Consider the following 16143-nt stretch of genomic DNA (forward strand, 5'->3'; position numbering starts at 1 on the left):
ATGAAAAAGTACTTCTATTTAATCCTGGCCAGTTTGGCATTTGCTTCATGCAAAAAAAACAACACAACAGATATACAACCTGTTGACCTGAACGTAACCGTAGCTTACAACTTGCAAACAAGTGGCTACCAACTTCCATTAACAGGGGTAAAAGTAAAGGTTACTAATCTGGATACAAAGGTTGCACAGGAATTCACCACTTCTGATAAAGGAATTTTGAGGGCAACTCAATTAACACCTGGCCTTTACGACATTGACGCCTCAATTACCATTTCTGCTAACGACTACTCCACCATTACGGGAAATACTGTAACGAAAGATGTTATTTACAATGCGTCGTTGAAAAACAAGCAGATAGGTGTAGGATTTTCTGAAACTATCGATTTAAAATTAGTTTCAGGGACTATTGGGGATTGGGTGATTAAACAAGTGTCTTATTCAGGCTCTGACCGTGTTAACGGAGCAACTTTTCGTGACCAGTTTATCGAATTTTACAACAATAGTGACAAGACCTTATACGCAGATAGTTTATGCTTTGCAGAAACTGTTGGCCTGATAACAAAAACTTCAGGCTCAACATATAATTTACTTGCTACCGGACAACTAGACTGGAATAAATCAGCAGGCATGCCAGCTAACATTGATGCGAACAACGATTACATTTATGCAAGGGCATTTTTTATGATTCCGGGTACTGGCAAACAGTATCCAATTAAACCAGGAGAAAGTATCGTTGTTGCACAAACTGCAATTAATCACAAAACGCCTTTCACTGGTGTAGATGGCAAAACTATTTCCGTTCTAAATCCATCATTAACTATTGATTTAAGCACTGCAAATTTTGAAGCTTATTATGCGCCGTTTTTAACTAAACCATTAGCATCTGACATCGACAATCCTACGGTTCCTAACTTAAAAGTATATGCATATTTCGGAAGTGATATGATATTCGATACCGGCGGTAGATATTCTTATGCACTTATTAAAGCAGGTGCAAATCAAAATCCTGAGACATGGCCTCAGTATAACTATCCTACAAAAGCCGCACCGTCATCCGGTGCGAACAAATTCTTCCAAATCCCTACAAAATATGTATTAGATGCAGTCGAAGTTCAACCGAATGAAGTGGTAGACAGAGTACCTAAAAAATATGGTGCAGGATTAGACGCGGGTTTTGCATCTTCTCCACTTGGACAATATACATCTCAATCAATAATCAGAAAAACAGAAAAGACGGTTAATGGTCGTGTGATTTTAAAAGACACGAATAACAGTACTGAAGATTTTGATAACCTTATGTTTGCTGCACCCAGGGCATTTAAATAATATTTATGCCGGCCGAAATTTCGGCCGGTTATTAAAAACATGATGAACAAAAAAGTAAAAACTTTAGTTGCTACATTATTTTCTCCTTTAATGCTCTTTGCACAAAGCAAACAGGATTTTACCAGCTTAAATCAAGCTGAAAAATCCTTTAACCATTATACAGATTCTATATCTGTATTGTCTTATAATTTCGCCAAAGAAAGCAGCTACTATCTAAACTCGTTAATGCCCGATAAGGTTAGCCGAATATCTTTACTTTACGATTTCCAGAAAGGCCATTATATTCCTTCACAAGGCGCAACCAAAATAAATGCAGGAACACTACTAACAGAAGGTACTACGAAGGTAGGTACAATTAAATTGTTTGGCTCTTTTACTTATAAGAAAACCATAGAGGATAGTACCAGATTTTCGCACCAAACCCGAAACAATTCTTCAACGCCTTATTATTTTGGCTCTCCCGCATATGTTCATTACGAACGAAGTATTTATACCTTCAAAGCAATGGCAGGCAGGAACTTCTTTAATAATAAACTTAATATTGCTATTGGCACAGACTATAAAGTTGGAAATCATTTTTCGACAAATGATCCACGTGGAGATATTGGAGAATATCAATTTGACTTAATCGGATCTTTAGGCTACAGTATATCAAAAAAAATCAAAATCGGGTTAGCGTTCAGAAATGGCTATGGGCAGGAAAAAATTAATGTTGGTTATAAAAATCCCAGGTATTATGAGAGTTCTGTTTATCCTATGTACTACAACCACTTAATAAACGGATATGGAGAAGGTAAGCCTGTGTTAGAAGCAAACAACAGAGTATATACAGATAACCAAACCAGAGATGGTTTTGATGCTTATTTAGATATCAGTTCATCTTCGGCAGGTAATTTCTATTTGTCTGGAAATTATATAACAGAACATCAACGGTATTTTCATTCTACAGTGGATGGGTTTACAGAATTTTCGGAATACGATCTTAATAAAATAAATGTCAATCTACTTTGGTTGAAAAATCTGAATTCAGTTCGTATTGGAGCGTTATTAAACTATAATGACTTAGTCGGAAAAGATTTTAATATGGTATTTAAAGCAAACAATTATATTTATTCAGGCAATAACATTTCGGCAAAAATATTTTTAAACAGGTCATCTAAAAAAACCGCTTATATTCATTTTTTACAAATAAATAAAAATACAGAAGCACGTGTAGATGGTGTTAAAGCAAATGATGTAAGCTTTGATAACTTATTATTTGTAGCAGGTACCGGAATGAGAAAGGGCAATATCAATAGTTTCTTTGGACTAAACATTGAGGCCCAGTACAAAATGCCATTAAATGACACTTTCAAGGTTTTGCAAACCAATGAAGCCTATTTTACCCGTTATGTCATCTATCATGATTATCTATATAATACCTCATCTTATATAGGTGGAAGTATTACCGGAGCATATGGTTTACCAATATTTAAAACAATGCAGGCCACATTTAAAATAAATGCAGGTTATATGCAAAGATTAGAACAAAAAGCACTAAACAGAACCATCATTTCCGAACCCGGAGAAGACCGGTTTTCATCCAATCTCAGCCTGAATCTATATTTTTAGCTCATGAATAAAGTTTTTGTTTCGCTTCTTTTAATTCTAACAGGGTTAATTTTACTATCTTTTCAATCTTCTGAATTTAATGACGACGAAGAATTAAGCATAGATAGCCTTCGTAAAGTTTACTCTAAACCTACAAGCGAATGGCCAAAGCCCAATTTAGACAAAGATGCCGTTTTTCAAGAGTTGGGAGAATTGCCTCCTTCACCGGTTGACTTAAATAATGATTCGGTTAAAAAAATTGTTCAATTGGGTAAGATTCTGTTTTTCGATCCACGATTATCGGGTTCGAATCAAATCTCTTGCTCAAGCTGCCATGCACCAGATTTACACTGGACTGATGGCCGGCAGGTTTCCATCGGGCACGATCATTTAGCTAATATCCGCAATGCACCTTCCTTAGAAAACGTATGGTTCTACAAGAAATTATTTTGGGATGGAAGAGCGAATAGTTTAGAAGAACAGGGTGAAAGCCCGATTGCAGCACATAATGAAATGCATCAGGATATGAAAGCATTAGCTAAAAAGTTAAGTAAAATTAACGGCTATAAACCCCTCTTTACTGATGCATTTGGTTCTGCTCAAATTACCAATAAAAAAATTTTCGAAAGTTTAGCAACTTTTCAACGTAGTATTGTAAGTAGAAGAACAGCCTTTGATAGATTTTTAGCGAAGGATAAAAAAGCGTTGACAGACCAGCAAATTGTGGGTTTGCATCTGTTCAGAACAAAAGCCCGTTGTATCAATTGTCATAACGGACCGTTATTTACCGATAATGAATTTCATAATGATGGCTTAACTTATTACGGAAGGAAATATGAAGACCTTGGACTTTATAATGTAACTAAAAGGCCAGAAGATGTTGGCAAATTTAAAACACCGGGTTTAAGAAATGTAATGAAAACTGCACCTTGGTTTCATAATGGATTATTCCCTGATATGGATGGTGTGATGAATATGTATAATGTTGGGATGCCAAATCAGCGTGTTAAGCCAGAGCAGTTAAACGACCCGCTCTTACCTAAAAACGACAAACTATTACGCGGATTAAAGCTAAGCAACACGGAAAAAGATGCTGTAATTTCATTTTTAGATGCACTAAGTTCCGCAGCGGTTTTAATAAGGGTGCAGGAACTACCTAAATAAATTATTTCATTTTGCCTGATTGTAATGCTTCTCCAAAAAATATCGCTGCATGCTCATCAAAGGTTTTGGAATCGCCACTGGTAAAAAACGATTTATTTGCTGTTCTGGATATTGTGGACTCAATCTCAGGATGTCTTTTCAAATAATCGACCAAACTATCGGCAACAATTTCCCCTTGTGCTAAAATCTCAATGCCGGCTGGCAAAATTGCCGTTAGTTTAGGCATTATTAATGGATAATGCGTGCAAGCCAGCAAAACACAATCAATATCTGAAGATTGGTTAATTAACGCATTACAATATTCCGTAACGAAAAAGTCCGCACCAGGCTGCATGTGTTCATTGTTTTCAATCAACGGCACCCACATTGGGCAAGCCTGCTGGTAAACCTTTATTTTAGGAAAAAACTTATTGATTTCGAGCAGATACGATTCAGAATTAACGGTACCTCTGGTACCCATTACACCAACTTTTTTAGTTTTTGTAAAACTATCAATTACCTCTGCGGTTGGCCTGATAACACCGAGCACTTTTTTACCTGGATATTTCGAAGGTAAATCTTTCTGTTGAATGGTTCTAAGCGCCTTTGCCGAAGCTGTGTTGCATGCCAGGATAACTAAGTTACATCCTTTGCTAAACAGCCATTCAACACATTCTAAAGTATATTGATAAATGGTTTCGAAAGCATGATCACCGTAGGGCGAACGTGCATTATCGCCCAAATAAATATAGTCGTAATCCGGGAGCTTTTCTGCAATAGAACGAAATACGGTTAAACCTCCATAACCTGAATCAAAAATACCTATTGGTGAAGATTCTTTCATTATTTATTATTCTAATTGTTGCATTGTTAAATTGCTATAGAATATTCAATCTGCAATTGAGCAATCTAACAATTGGCAATTTACCTCAAGATAATTCTTTTACACAAAAAAGCGGAATCAAGTTGGCCTTAATTCCGCTTTTTATAATATTAATTACTTAATTATTTTTTTGGTGCTGGTGCTTTAGCAGTTGCAGAAATACCTAATTTAGTTTTAACAGCAGCGGTAATGTCATCACCACCTTCCCAAAACACTAAATTGTTTCCGCCCTGTCCGTTTGCAATATCAAAAACATAAGCCAAACCTTTTTCTTTTGCGATAGCTGAAATTGCTGTTGCTACTTTACCTTGAATTGGCTGAAATAACTCACCTTGTTTAGTACCTAAATCCTGTTGAGCTTTAGTTTGTGCATCGCCTATGCGTTTTTGCAAATCCTGCAATTCAGTTGCTGCTGTTTGTAATTCTTTATCAACAGTTTCTTTATTAGCTTCGCTACGCGTTTTTTCTTTAGCTTGCGCCGCGCTTAACTTAGATTGATATTCTTTAATCATAACATCAATTTCAGCTTGTTTTGTTTTGCTTAAATTTTCTAAAGTAGTTTGAGCCGATTTAGATTCAGGTAAGTTAGCAAATACCTCTTCTGAATTTACGTGACCAATCTTTTGCTGTGCATTTGCCATATTTGCTGTAAACAATAAACCTGTCGCAACAACAAATACGTTAATTAACTTTCTCATGTTTTATTTTACTTTTTTATTTTTTTTTATTTGTTTTCCTTAATTCAAGGGGCGAATATACTAATTATTTACTGTCCCCGGTTTGTAACCTAATTTTACAATTACGTCATTACTAACATCGTAACTGCTACTTGCATAAATCATCATTGTAGCTTCACTACTCTTATCGAAGATGAAATCGAGGTATTTGGCTTTAGCGATTTGCTTGATTACATTAGCAACTTTATCCTGAATGGGTTTAATTAATTTTGTTCGGCTTTGAAATAAGTCGCCATCAGGACCGAATTTCTGACGTTGAAATTCTTTAGCTGCTTTTTCTTTTTCGATAATCTCGTTTTCACGACGTTTGCGCATATCATCGGTTAACAAAACCTGATCTGCCTGGTAGGCTTTGTACATCCTGTCGATTTCGCTAAAATTCTGATCAACCTGTGCCTGCCATTGTTTCGAAGCGACATCTAGCTGGCTTAATGCCGATTTATATTCCGGCATATGCTTTAAAATGTACTCTGTATCTACATAAGCAAACTTCTGGGCAAAAGCGCCAAAAGTTGTGCAAAGTAAAAATGCGATAAAAAGATATGTTTTCATTTGTGTGTGTGATTAGTTATTATAAGTTAGCTTTTTATAAACTCAACTTATATTGTTTTATTGCATAATTAATTATTTTTTTAGTTATAAACAATTAAAATCCACCTAATTGTTGTGCTATACTAAAGTGGAACTGACCTTTGTTAGCATCTGGCAAACCAGGGATGGCATCGAAGCCATATCCATAATCAATTCCTAACAAACCAAATATCGGCAGGAAGATCCGGGCACCTATTCCCACCGATCTTCTTATGTTAAACGGATTAAAATCACCGAATCTGTTCCAGGTATTTCCACCTTCCGCAAAAGCCAATACAAATGCAGTAGCCTGCTGAGATTTAATAACAGGGTAACGAGCCTCCAAAACATACTTGGTGTAAATAGGGCTACCGGATTGTTGTGCGATGGTTGGGTTAGCACCTACAGGAACAACGGTATTGTTCGCATAACCACGCATTGCAATTAATTCAGAACCTTGTAAGAAATCGAATCCCTGCATACCATCTCCACCAAGCTTAAATCTTTCAAATGCCGACTGACCAACGGCCTGAGTGTACTGGCCTAAGAAACCAAATTGTGCCTGTGCTTTAATTACGAATTGACCGCCAACACGTTGATACCATTGAGAATCAAATTTCCACTTGTGGTATTCTGTAAACCGGTATTTTGTCTTATCAGATGCCGTTGCATAATTCACATTGTTGAATAATGAATAAGGAGGCGTAGCCTGAACCGTAAATCTGATAAATGAACCTGACAGTGGGAAAATCGGTGAATCCCTTGAATCACGGCTTATCTCTTGTGTTAAGTTCAAGTTGTAAGACGTTCCGGTACTAAACAAATAACCAGGATAATTCTGAAGAATATATTGCTGCAAATTCACTGAATGCGTTAACTGAAAGTAGTTATCCGGCCAGTTTAATCTTCTGCCCAAACTTACCGTAACACCATTTAAACGGATTTTGTAATAGTTAGGATTACTCGCATCACCTATACCGCTTGATTGCAAAGATGTAAATGCACTTACGCCAAAGCTTACCGGCTTTTCGCCACCGAACCATGGTTGAGAGAATGAGAAACTATATGATTGATAATATTTACCATTCGTTTGTCCACGCAAGCTTAATTTCTGCCCATCCCCTTTTGGTAAAGGTTTGTATGCTTTTAAATTAAATAAGTTTCTTAGAGAGAAGTTATTAAAGGTTAAGCCCAATGTACCGATGATTCGGCCACCACCAAAGCCACCCGACAATTCAATCTGATCAGAAGGTTTTTCCTCTACTGCATACTCAATGTCTACAGTTCCATCTGCCGGATTAGGCCGAGGTGTAGGCACTGTTTTCTGCTCATCGAAGTTACCCAAAGCGCCAATCTCACGAACCGTACGTATTAAATCACTTTTATTAAATTTTTGCCCCGGTTTGGTACGAATCTCCCGCAATACAACCTTATCGTTTGTAATGGTGTTGCCTTTTAAAGTGATGCGGTTGTTGGTGTACTGCGGACCTTCATAGATACGCATCTCGACATCAACTGTGTCGTTATAAATTCTGGTCTGTACCGGATCAATGTTAAAAGTTAAATAACCATTATCTGTATACAGACTATTAATATCGCCACCATTTTCTCCACCCCCGTTAATTTTTTTATCTAATTTATCCTCACTGAAAATATCGCCTTTCTCAATCGTTAGAACTTTATTTAACACATCAGTGCTGTAGATGGCATTTCCTGCCCAGGTTATTTTACCGAAGTAATATTTTTTCCCCTCATAAATATCCATCCTGATGTTTACCTTTTTCTTATTGAAAGGATAGATACTATCTTTTAGAAGTTCTGCATCACGATACCCTTTTTCATGCAGTTTAGAAATCATTTTAAGCTTATTCTCTTCGTATTTCTCCTTACTGAATTTACCTGAACCCCAAAAACGCCACCACGTGAATTGTTTAGGATTTTTCAGATATTTTCTAAGCTTGGCGGCTTTAAAATCCTTATTACCGGTAAAGTCGATGTGCTGAACTTTTACACGATGTCCTTTATCAATGTTGGCTTCAAGAATAACGCTATTTTCTGAATTTGGATCTTTACGGGTAGAATAACTAATGCTCGTAAAAAAATAGCCCTTATCTAAAAGATACTTCTTTACAATTGCCGATGTGGTATTATACAAATTGTCATTTACAATTTTACCGGTTTTATCATTGAGTTTTTCCTGAATTGCCGTCTTTTCCGATTTACGAAGACCTTTTAAGTCAATAGAACTTAAACGAGGTCGTTCAGCTACCTCAATTTCAAAATAAACAGTATCCTGAACAAATTTTTCTATATTTAACTTGATGTCGTCAAAAAAACCCTGCGCCCAAAGTGCTTTAATTGCATCAGAAGTCGCTTCACCAGGTAAAACAACTTTGTCGCCTTTTATTAATTTTGATAAAGTAACTAAAACTTCTTTGTCAAGGTATTCTGTTCCTATAATTTTTGTACCACCGATAATAAACTCTTTTGGACTAAAATAATCGAGATCCAAGCCACCCACTTTCAAAGATGGGGTTGCCGGAGCCTGTCCTGTCGGACGAATTTGAGCAAAGGCCGGGGCGGCTAAAACTAATAGGATTAAAACTTGAAATATTCTTTTCATTAAAATAATTTGTTCAGTAATGGCCACGAAGGTAAGAATGTTTTACAAAGCAAAATGCTTTATTTTTCTCACCTCTGAAATGGTTACATTTATCGTATAAAAGTGCTGCTAAGTTAATTTAAACCCTTGTTAAAAAGTGTTAAAAGAAAAATTAGTTTAATTGTTCACTGATTTTACCAAAACGGCGTTCGCGTTTTTGATAATCAACAATAGCTTCAAAAAGATTTTCTCTTCTGAAATCAGGCCACAAAACATCAGTAAAATAAAACTCTGTGTAAGCCATTTGCCATAGGAGATAATTACTTATTCTGTGTTCGCCACTGGTCCGAATCATCAATTCTGGGTCAGGAATATTTACGGTTGTTAATTTTGATGAAAATAAACTTTCATCAATATCATTCACATCAATTTCTTGGTTTTTTACTGCGATGGCAATTTTCTTCGCGGCGTCAACAATCTCCCATTTGGCGCTATAACTCAATGCCAGCGTGAGCGTACATTTCTCGTTATGTGCTGTTTTTTCCATAGCTTCCCTCAAGTCGTCAATACATTCTTGTGGTAATGAAGCAATGTTACCAATGGCGTTGAGCTTAACATTATTTTTGTTAAGCGTTTCGGTTTCTTTATTTATTGTTGAAATGAGGATTTGCATTAATGCGTCAACTTCCTCTTTCGGGCGACTCCAGTTCTCTGTAGAAAATGCATATAGCGTAAGGTATTTAACACCAACCTCAACACAGCCTTCTACAATATCTTTTACAGAAAGTACACCCTGTTCATGTCCGAAAACACGCATTTTACCCTGGCCTTTTGCCCAGCGACCATTTCCGTCCATGATTACGGCAATGTGCTTTGGCAGCCGGCTATCGTCTATTTGTTCTTTAAATCCCATTAATTATTTCAAAATCAGCTTAAAAGGAGTAGCATTTTGAGGATACAAAGGTAAAAGATATGCCAACACTAACAAATAGATAAGTATCTCTTTTTCTAAAATCGCCTCGTTGCACTCCCGGAGCACCAATATATGTTAATGAGGGATCAGAAATATTTAGTGATGGGTTATCACCAATAAACTTCTGGTTTACAGGATATACACCACTTACATCGTCAAGATAATCGGTTAATGCAGTACGGTAACCTAATTCGGAAAAAACACTCCATGTACCTTTATAATTATAACGCAGGCCCACGCCATAGGGAATCGTTACAACTGTATTTGTATAATTATTATCCTGTCCCTCGGTTAACAACCGGTCTAACCTGTAAGTTAGCCCCTGATATTTTATTTCAGGCTTAAAATTAACAAAACCGACACCGGCAAATAGATAAGGCGTAAACCATTTGTTCCCACCATTTATTTTATAATCAAAAAAGTTAAAATCAAAGATCGCACTTCCTTCATTTAGTTTTGTTTTAAAGCTCAAATTACGCGCTCTAAACTGTTCATTATTTGATTCCGAGTCCTTGGCCTGAATTTGGCCATAATTATAATTTATCCTTAAGCCCAGGTGTGCATTGAAATTACGTTTGGCAAAAACACCCGCATTAAAGCCGCTTATTTTCAACAGGTTATTCTGATTCAAATCCCCTATATATCCTGATCCGCCACCAGAAATACCGATCTCCCAAGTAGCGAAAGACTGCGCTTTGCCAAGTTGTGAAAACGTTAAAAACAGGAAAATGAATAAAACGGGTCTTCTAAAAGCCATTGTTTAGTAGTTACGGGTATCGATGCCCCATAATAATTTATTCCTTAACGTGTTTAAATAGGTTTCATTGTTAAGGCGGATAAGATTTACACAAAAATCGGCTTTTTTTATCGCAATTTTTACTGAACGTTCTACGGTAACTGTCCTGCTGTCGCAAGACACCAAAAACTTCGATTCTCTTGCTTCTACTTCAAAAGAAAGATGATTGTCATCCGGAATAATTACCGGACGGACGTTCAGGTTATGGGGAGCAATTGGTGTAATCACAAAACTTTGAGAGTCGGGATAAATAATCGGGCCGCCACAACTCAAAGAGTAGGCTGTTGAACCGGTTGGTGTTGCAATGATTAAGCCGTCTGCCCAATAAGAGTTAATGAATTCGCCATTCATAGAAGCATGAATAATCATCATGGCAGAGTTATCCCGGCGATGTATCGTTATATCATTTAAAGCAAAATTTTCTTCACCAAACAAACCATTATCCGATTCCAGGGTTAAAAGGGAACGTACATCCAAAGTATAATCCCCATGAATAAGTGCTTTCAAAGCAGATTCAATTTCCCCTTTGTTAATACTGGCTAAAAAGCCGAGACGCCCGAAGTTTATGCCAATTACCGGGATCCCAGAGTCCCTGATTAATGAAAGCGTATCCAGCAGGGTGCCATCGCCGCCTAAGCTTAATATCACATCGGCAACCGCTTTTAACTCTTCGTGATTATGAAAAATTACGGTGTGAGCAGGTAATTTGATTTTGCCATGTAGTGAATTTTTGAACTTATGATGAAGAACCGGCTGTATACCGTGACTTTTTAAATGATCGAAAACTTCCTGAACATAAGGCAGTACTGTATCATTAAAATCTCTTCCATAAATTGCAATCCTCATAATAAAAATTAAATGTTTAGGTAGTTCATAAAAGAATCGTAACGTTCTTTAGAACCATCGTCAATTTGAGTATTGTTGTAAACTTCTTTAACCTCATAGTTATAGCGTTCAAATGATGCCACTAGAGAGGTAATCTCTGTTTTATTAACTTTCAATGTAACTTCCAGTCGGGTAGAATCTTTAAATGAATTTACGTAAGATGAAAGTATTTGTGCGTTATCCGCCTCAACAATTTGTGCTATATGTGCTAAAGAGTTATCCCGGTTACTAATCTCCAAAACGATAATTCCGCCAGGTTCATTTACCGCATACAATGTTGCAACAGAATCCAGTATGTTGTTAATGGAAATCAATCCTGCATAATTTTTCTTTTGATCCAATACAGGAACTGCAGTTAATTTTAGCGTACTAAGCAGCCTTACAACGTCATATGTATGTGCGTTATCAAAAACAAAAGCATTTAATAAGTTAAAATTTACATCTCTTATTAAGATATCGTGATTACGAACCTCAAGTAAATCATCTTCAGAAAGTATACCTAAAAATTGGTCGTCATTAACCACGGGCATGTGCTTGAGCTTAAATTCGTTCATTCGATCCAAGGCGTTCTGCACTGTGTCGTCCGTTTTTATGGGCGTTATTACATTCGATATGATTTCTTCAGCAAACATTACTTTAATAATATTCTATCTAAAAATTTTTCCAGGTAACTGTTAAATATTTCCGGATGCTCCATCATGGGTGCATGTCCGCATTTATCAACCCAGTTTAATTCTGAATTTGGCAACAACTGGTAAAACTCCTCTGCAACTTCAGGCGGGGTAACTTTGTCATTTTTACCCCATATAAGCGAAACAGGAATTGTAATTTTAGATAATTCTTTACCCATGTTATGACGAATAGCCGATTTGGCCATTGTCAAAATACGTATAACCCTGGATCTGTCGTTAACGGTTTTAAAAACCTCTTCTACTAACTCAGGTGTCGCTGTGGCGGGATCGTAAAATGTAAATTCTACTTTTTCTTTTATGTAGTCGTAACTTTCCCTGCGGGGAAAAGAGCCTCCAAAGGCATTTTCATACAAACCAGAGCTTCCGGTAAGCACCAACGCTTTAACAAACTCCTGGTGCGCCACAGTAAAAACCAGGCCGACATGACCACCTAAAGAGTTACCTATAAGCACAACCTGACCTAGATTTTTATATTTAATAAACCGATGAAGATACCTTGATAACGCTTTGACTCCTAAGGTTAGAATCGGTAAATCATAGATTGGAAGAATAGGAACAACCACACGATAACGACTTTTAAATTGTTCGATAACGGGCTCCCAATTACTTAACTCGCCCATTAATCCGTGCAGCAATACCAGTGTTTCACCATCTCCGGCTTCTATGTATTTAAATCCTTCTTCTTCTATTACCTGGTATTTCATATATGATAAATGGTATATTGCTACTAAGTTAGTAGAGTAAAATTAATTTTTGGCATTTCTATACCATTTTTCTGAAATAAAACAGAAAAGGGTATAAAAACAACATCAGCGTATAAAGATGTGGATATCTAGTATCAAGATATAAGTATCAAGTATCAAGACCTGCTGTAAATTCAATATTTCCGCTTTAAGCTTTTTTGTTCTAAGCTAGCTTTTCTTTTACAATCTCGGCTATCAGCTTACCATCGGCTTTACCTGCCAGCGCTTTATTTGCCATGCCTATAACCTTGCCCATATCCTTAACTGACATGGCGCCCGATTGTTTGATAACATCAGCGATAATTGCTTCGACCTCACCTCTATCCAATTGCTTTGGTAAAAACTGATTAATAACTTCTATTTCTTCTTCCTCTACTTTATACAGGTCTTCGCGATTTTGCTGTTTGTAAATATCAGCAGATTCCTTGCGTTGTTTAATGAGTTTTTGAAGAATTTTCAACTCTGTTTCTTCTGTAAGTTCTTCTGATGCGCCTTTTTCAGTTTTAGCTAAAAGGATTGCAGCCTTTATTGCTCTCAAGCCCCTTAATTGAGCGTCATTTTTAGCCAACATGGCTTTTTTTATTTCCTGATCTATCGTATTTGATATCATTTTTAACCCCAAACCCCTAAAGGGGCTTCCTTTCTAAAGTAAAAATTATTTAATTATATAACTGAACCAATTTAAATCCCCCTCCAGGGGGCTAGGGGGTTCTATTTACCAGCGTAGCTGTTGCCTGTGCTGTGGGCATGATAAGCATATCATTTATATTTACATGTTTTGGCCTGCTTACCGCATACCAGATTGCATCAGCAATATCATCAGCAATTAATGGCTCTAAACCTGCATAAACATTTTTGGCACGTTCGGCATCGCCTTTAAAACGCACCATAGAAAACTCTGTTTCAACCATGCCCGGGTTGATGGCGGTTACCTTGATTTCATGTTGTAACAGATCGATGCGCATTGCTTTGCTTAAAGCATCTACAGCATGTTTAGTAGCACAATATACATTTCCGTTTGGGTAAACTTCCTGACCAGCAATTGAACCGATGTTGATAATATGCCCTGATTTATTTGGGATCATCCAGTTAGACACAATCTTCGTAACATATAGCAAGCCTTTAACATTCGTATCAATCATGGTATCCCAATCATCCGTATTGCCTTTATTAATTGGATCCAGACCCTGACTTAAGCCTGCATTGTTAACCAGTACATCTACCTTCTTCCATTCATCTGTGATTGCCTCCAATGCGGTATTCAAACTTTCCTTGTCTCGTACATCGGCCAATACCTGTTTAACCTTGATTGCATATTTATCTTCAAGATGATGCGCTATTCTAGCTAAACGATCTTCCCGGCGGGCAAGCAAAATTAGATTGTAGCCATTCTGAGCGAATACGTGTGCGCAAGCTTCCCCAATTCCCGAAGTTGCGCCGGTAATTAAAGCTATTTTAGACATAATGATATGTATTAGTGTGGAAAAGACAATTTATATGCCCCATAAGACAACAAAGGTAAGTTTTTTTAAATTGCGCTGCTACTCGAAAAACAAGCTGAATGTAAAATGACGCAACTTCGTTTTATCCAATGGATTCGCAAAAGCTGTATTATCATGCTGCAGAATATCTTGCATTGAATACGATAGTTTTAATTCAGGCGACATCTTAAAATGCTCGAAATACAAATCGAACCCGATTCCGGTTTCATAAGAGAGGTAACTCCTTTTATTTTTTAAAAGCTTATTGATTTGGGTTTCACCTTCATCGAAGGTTTTCTTTTTCGATGCAATATCCATTGAATACTTCGCACCACCTAACCAATAAACTCTGAAATTATTCAACCTGTTTGATTTTATTTTTATACCAAACGGAATCTCGAACATGGTTGCCTGAACTTTTTTGTCAATGGTAGTTTGAAAAGCAGGCGGTGTTACAGAATTATTGACTGGTAATGTAACTTGAGGAGCAGGCTCATATTCATAGCGAATAATCCGGTCACTAAAAATCAGAGATGGGGTTGCACGTAAATCGAAATTCTCTGAAATGCGCTTATTTACAACAAACCCTAAACCAAAACCAACGGATGGCGGGCTTGAAATTGCGCGCATCGGCTGTGTAATCTGCCTTCCCATATTAGGGTTATAGGCAACACTATTGCCATCTTCCGTTTCATAAAAAGCATTCCGCCAGTTAGCTGACTTTAATATTTTATATTCTGCCGAAATGTATTGAAAGCTAAAGCCAAAATGTATATCTTCATCATCTACACCCCCTCCCCAATTTTGGGCAAATGATGTTGTAACGATCATAAGAAGGAAGATGATTAGGCTTAATCTTTTTGTCATTTAGTGCCTGTGTAAATCGAACTTATTCCAAACGTTAAAATTCTTTGTTTGGTACTTTTGAAACCTACTTTTCCCATTAAAGCAGTAAAATCTTTTCCATCAGGAAAAGCAGCAACAGATTCGGGTAAATAGCTGTAAGCCCGCGCGTCTTTAGAAAATAACCTTCCAAAAAAAGGCGTAATTTGTTTAAAGTAGAAATTATACAGTTGTTTCACAGGGAAAACCCTTGGCTTGGAGAATTCCAAAACGACCAGCTTACCGCCAGGTTTCAAAACCCGGAACATATCGCTAAGACCTTGCTCCAGATGCTCAAAGTTACGTACACCATAGGCAACCGTAATCGCGTCAAACGTATTATCAGAAAAATGTAAACCCTCAGAGTCCCCCAGCTGAACAGTAAAAATCTCATTTAAGTTTCGTTGGTTAATCTTTTTTCTGGCTACTTCAAGCATGCCTTCAGATATGTCTATACCTATAACTTTTTCGGGATGTAATTTTTTAATCGCCTCAAAAGCAAAATCTCCCGTTCCCGTAGCGACATCAAGCATAATTCGAGGCTGTGAAGAAACCAATTCTTTAATTGCTTTCTTACGCCATAAAACGTCGATCCCGAGCGAAAGAAAATGATTTAAAAAATCGTAAGTACCGGAAATGTTATTAAACATGGTTGCAACCTGCTCTTTTTTTGTTGCATTTTCCGCCTGGTATGGTGTAATATTCTGATTCATGATGTGTGGCAAAGATAAGTTTATTGTTTAACTGTTTAAATTGTTTTAATCGGTTAATTGTCAAATGCGATGCAGCTATAACCAGTTAAACAGTTCAAACGCTTAACCATCCTTACAAAATTACTAC

The 16143-nt window shown here is 36.9% G+C and carries 16 protein-coding genes; 3 read left to right on the top strand and 13 right to left on the bottom strand.

Annotated elements, in window-relative coordinates; translation table 11 throughout:
* Genes ASF92_RS14660 through ASF92_RS14670 form a run of 3 tightly spaced genes read left to right on the top strand, consistent with a single transcriptional unit; the run spans window position 1 to window position 4080 of the window.
* Window positions 1–1326 carry a DUF4876 domain-containing protein gene (locus ASF92_RS14660; protein ID WP_056094658.1) on the top strand — a complete coding sequence of 442 codons (1326 nt, stop codon included), beginning with the start codon at window positions 1–3 and terminating at the stop codon, window positions 1324–1326.
* A gap of 39 nt (window positions 1327–1365) precedes the next feature.
* Window positions 1366–2937: a DUF6850 family outer membrane beta-barrel protein gene (locus ASF92_RS14665; protein WP_056094661.1), complete on the top strand. Its 1572-nt coding sequence runs from the start codon at window positions 1366–1368 to the stop codon at window positions 2935–2937.
* Between the two features lie 3 nt (window positions 2938–2940).
* Window positions 2941–4080, top strand: coding sequence for a cytochrome-c peroxidase (locus tag ASF92_RS14670; RefSeq protein ID WP_056094664.1), 1140 nt, complete (start codon window positions 2941–2943; stop codon window positions 4078–4080).
* 1 nt (window position 4081) lies between these two features.
* Here ASF92_RS14670 and murI read toward each other — a convergent pair whose 3' ends face one another.
* The 13 genes from murI to ubiE form a co-directional block, all read right to left on the bottom strand.
* Window positions 4082–4903 carry a glutamate racemase gene (murI, locus tag ASF92_RS14675; protein WP_056094665.1) on the bottom strand — a complete coding sequence of 274 codons (822 nt, stop codon included), beginning with the start codon at window positions 4901–4903 and terminating at the stop codon, window positions 4082–4084.
* Window positions 4904–5064: 161 nt separating this feature from the next.
* Window positions 5065–5640 (bottom strand): OmpH family outer membrane protein, encoded by a 576-nt coding sequence (locus tag ASF92_RS14680; RefSeq protein ID WP_056094669.1) that lies wholly within the window; start codon window positions 5638–5640, stop codon window positions 5065–5067.
* 60 nt (window positions 5641–5700) lie between these two features.
* Window positions 5701–6231, bottom strand: a complete 531-nt coding sequence (locus ASF92_RS14685) for an OmpH family outer membrane protein (RefSeq protein ID WP_056094673.1) — start codon at window positions 6229–6231, stop codon at window positions 5701–5703.
* A 94-nt stretch (window positions 6232–6325) separates the two neighbouring features.
* Window positions 6326–8872 carry an outer membrane protein assembly factor BamA gene (gene bamA / locus ASF92_RS14690; protein ID WP_056095446.1) on the bottom strand — a complete coding sequence of 849 codons (2547 nt, stop codon included), beginning with the start codon at window positions 8870–8872 and terminating at the stop codon, window positions 6326–6328.
* Window positions 8873–9023: 151 nt separating this feature from the next.
* Window positions 9024–9764, bottom strand: a complete 741-nt coding sequence (locus tag ASF92_RS14695; protein ID WP_056094676.1) for an isoprenyl transferase — start codon at window positions 9762–9764, stop codon at window positions 9024–9026.
* A gap of 19 nt (window positions 9765–9783) precedes the next feature.
* Window positions 9784–10581 carry a DUF6089 family protein gene (locus ASF92_RS14700; protein WP_056094679.1) on the bottom strand — a complete coding sequence of 266 codons (798 nt, stop codon included), beginning with the start codon at window positions 10579–10581 and terminating at the stop codon, window positions 9784–9786.
* Window positions 10582–10584: 3 nt separating this feature from the next.
* A complete protein-coding gene (locus ASF92_RS14705; protein WP_056094682.1) occupies window positions 10585–11466 on the bottom strand; it encodes an NAD kinase in 882 nt (293 codons plus the stop codon).
* 8 nt (window positions 11467–11474) lie between these two features.
* Window positions 11475–12137 carry a CBS domain-containing protein gene (locus ASF92_RS14710; protein WP_056094684.1) on the bottom strand — a complete coding sequence of 221 codons (663 nt, stop codon included), beginning with the start codon at window positions 12135–12137 and terminating at the stop codon, window positions 11475–11477.
* Window positions 12137–12901, bottom strand: coding sequence for an alpha/beta fold hydrolase (locus tag ASF92_RS14715; RefSeq protein WP_056094687.1), 765 nt, complete (start codon window positions 12899–12901; stop codon window positions 12137–12139). The genes ASF92_RS14710 and ASF92_RS14715 overlap by 1 nt, the downstream gene beginning before the upstream one ends.
* Before the next feature lie 202 nt (window positions 12902–13103).
* Window positions 13104–13550: a GatB/YqeY domain-containing protein gene (locus tag ASF92_RS14720; protein ID WP_056094690.1), complete on the bottom strand. Its 447-nt coding sequence runs from the start codon at window positions 13548–13550 to the stop codon at window positions 13104–13106.
* A 91-nt stretch (window positions 13551–13641) separates the two neighbouring features.
* Window positions 13642–14403, bottom strand: coding sequence for an SDR family NAD(P)-dependent oxidoreductase (locus ASF92_RS14725; RefSeq protein ID WP_056094692.1), 762 nt, complete (start codon window positions 14401–14403; stop codon window positions 13642–13644).
* A 78-nt stretch (window positions 14404–14481) separates the two neighbouring features.
* Window positions 14482–15288: an outer membrane beta-barrel protein gene (locus tag ASF92_RS14730; protein WP_056094695.1), complete on the bottom strand. Its 807-nt coding sequence runs from the start codon at window positions 15286–15288 to the stop codon at window positions 14482–14484.
* Entirely contained in the window at window positions 15285–16016 is a 732-nt protein-coding gene (ubiE, locus tag ASF92_RS14735; protein ID WP_157263916.1) for a bifunctional demethylmenaquinone methyltransferase/2-methoxy-6-polyprenyl-1,4-benzoquinol methylase UbiE, read from the bottom strand. The genes ASF92_RS14730 and ubiE overlap by 4 nt, the downstream gene beginning before the upstream one ends.
* Window positions 16017–16143: the final 127 nt, after the last annotated feature.

The organism is Pedobacter sp. Leaf176 (assembly GCF_001424305.1).
Classification (GTDB): Bacteria; Bacteroidota; Bacteroidia; order Sphingobacteriales; family Sphingobacteriaceae; genus Pedobacter.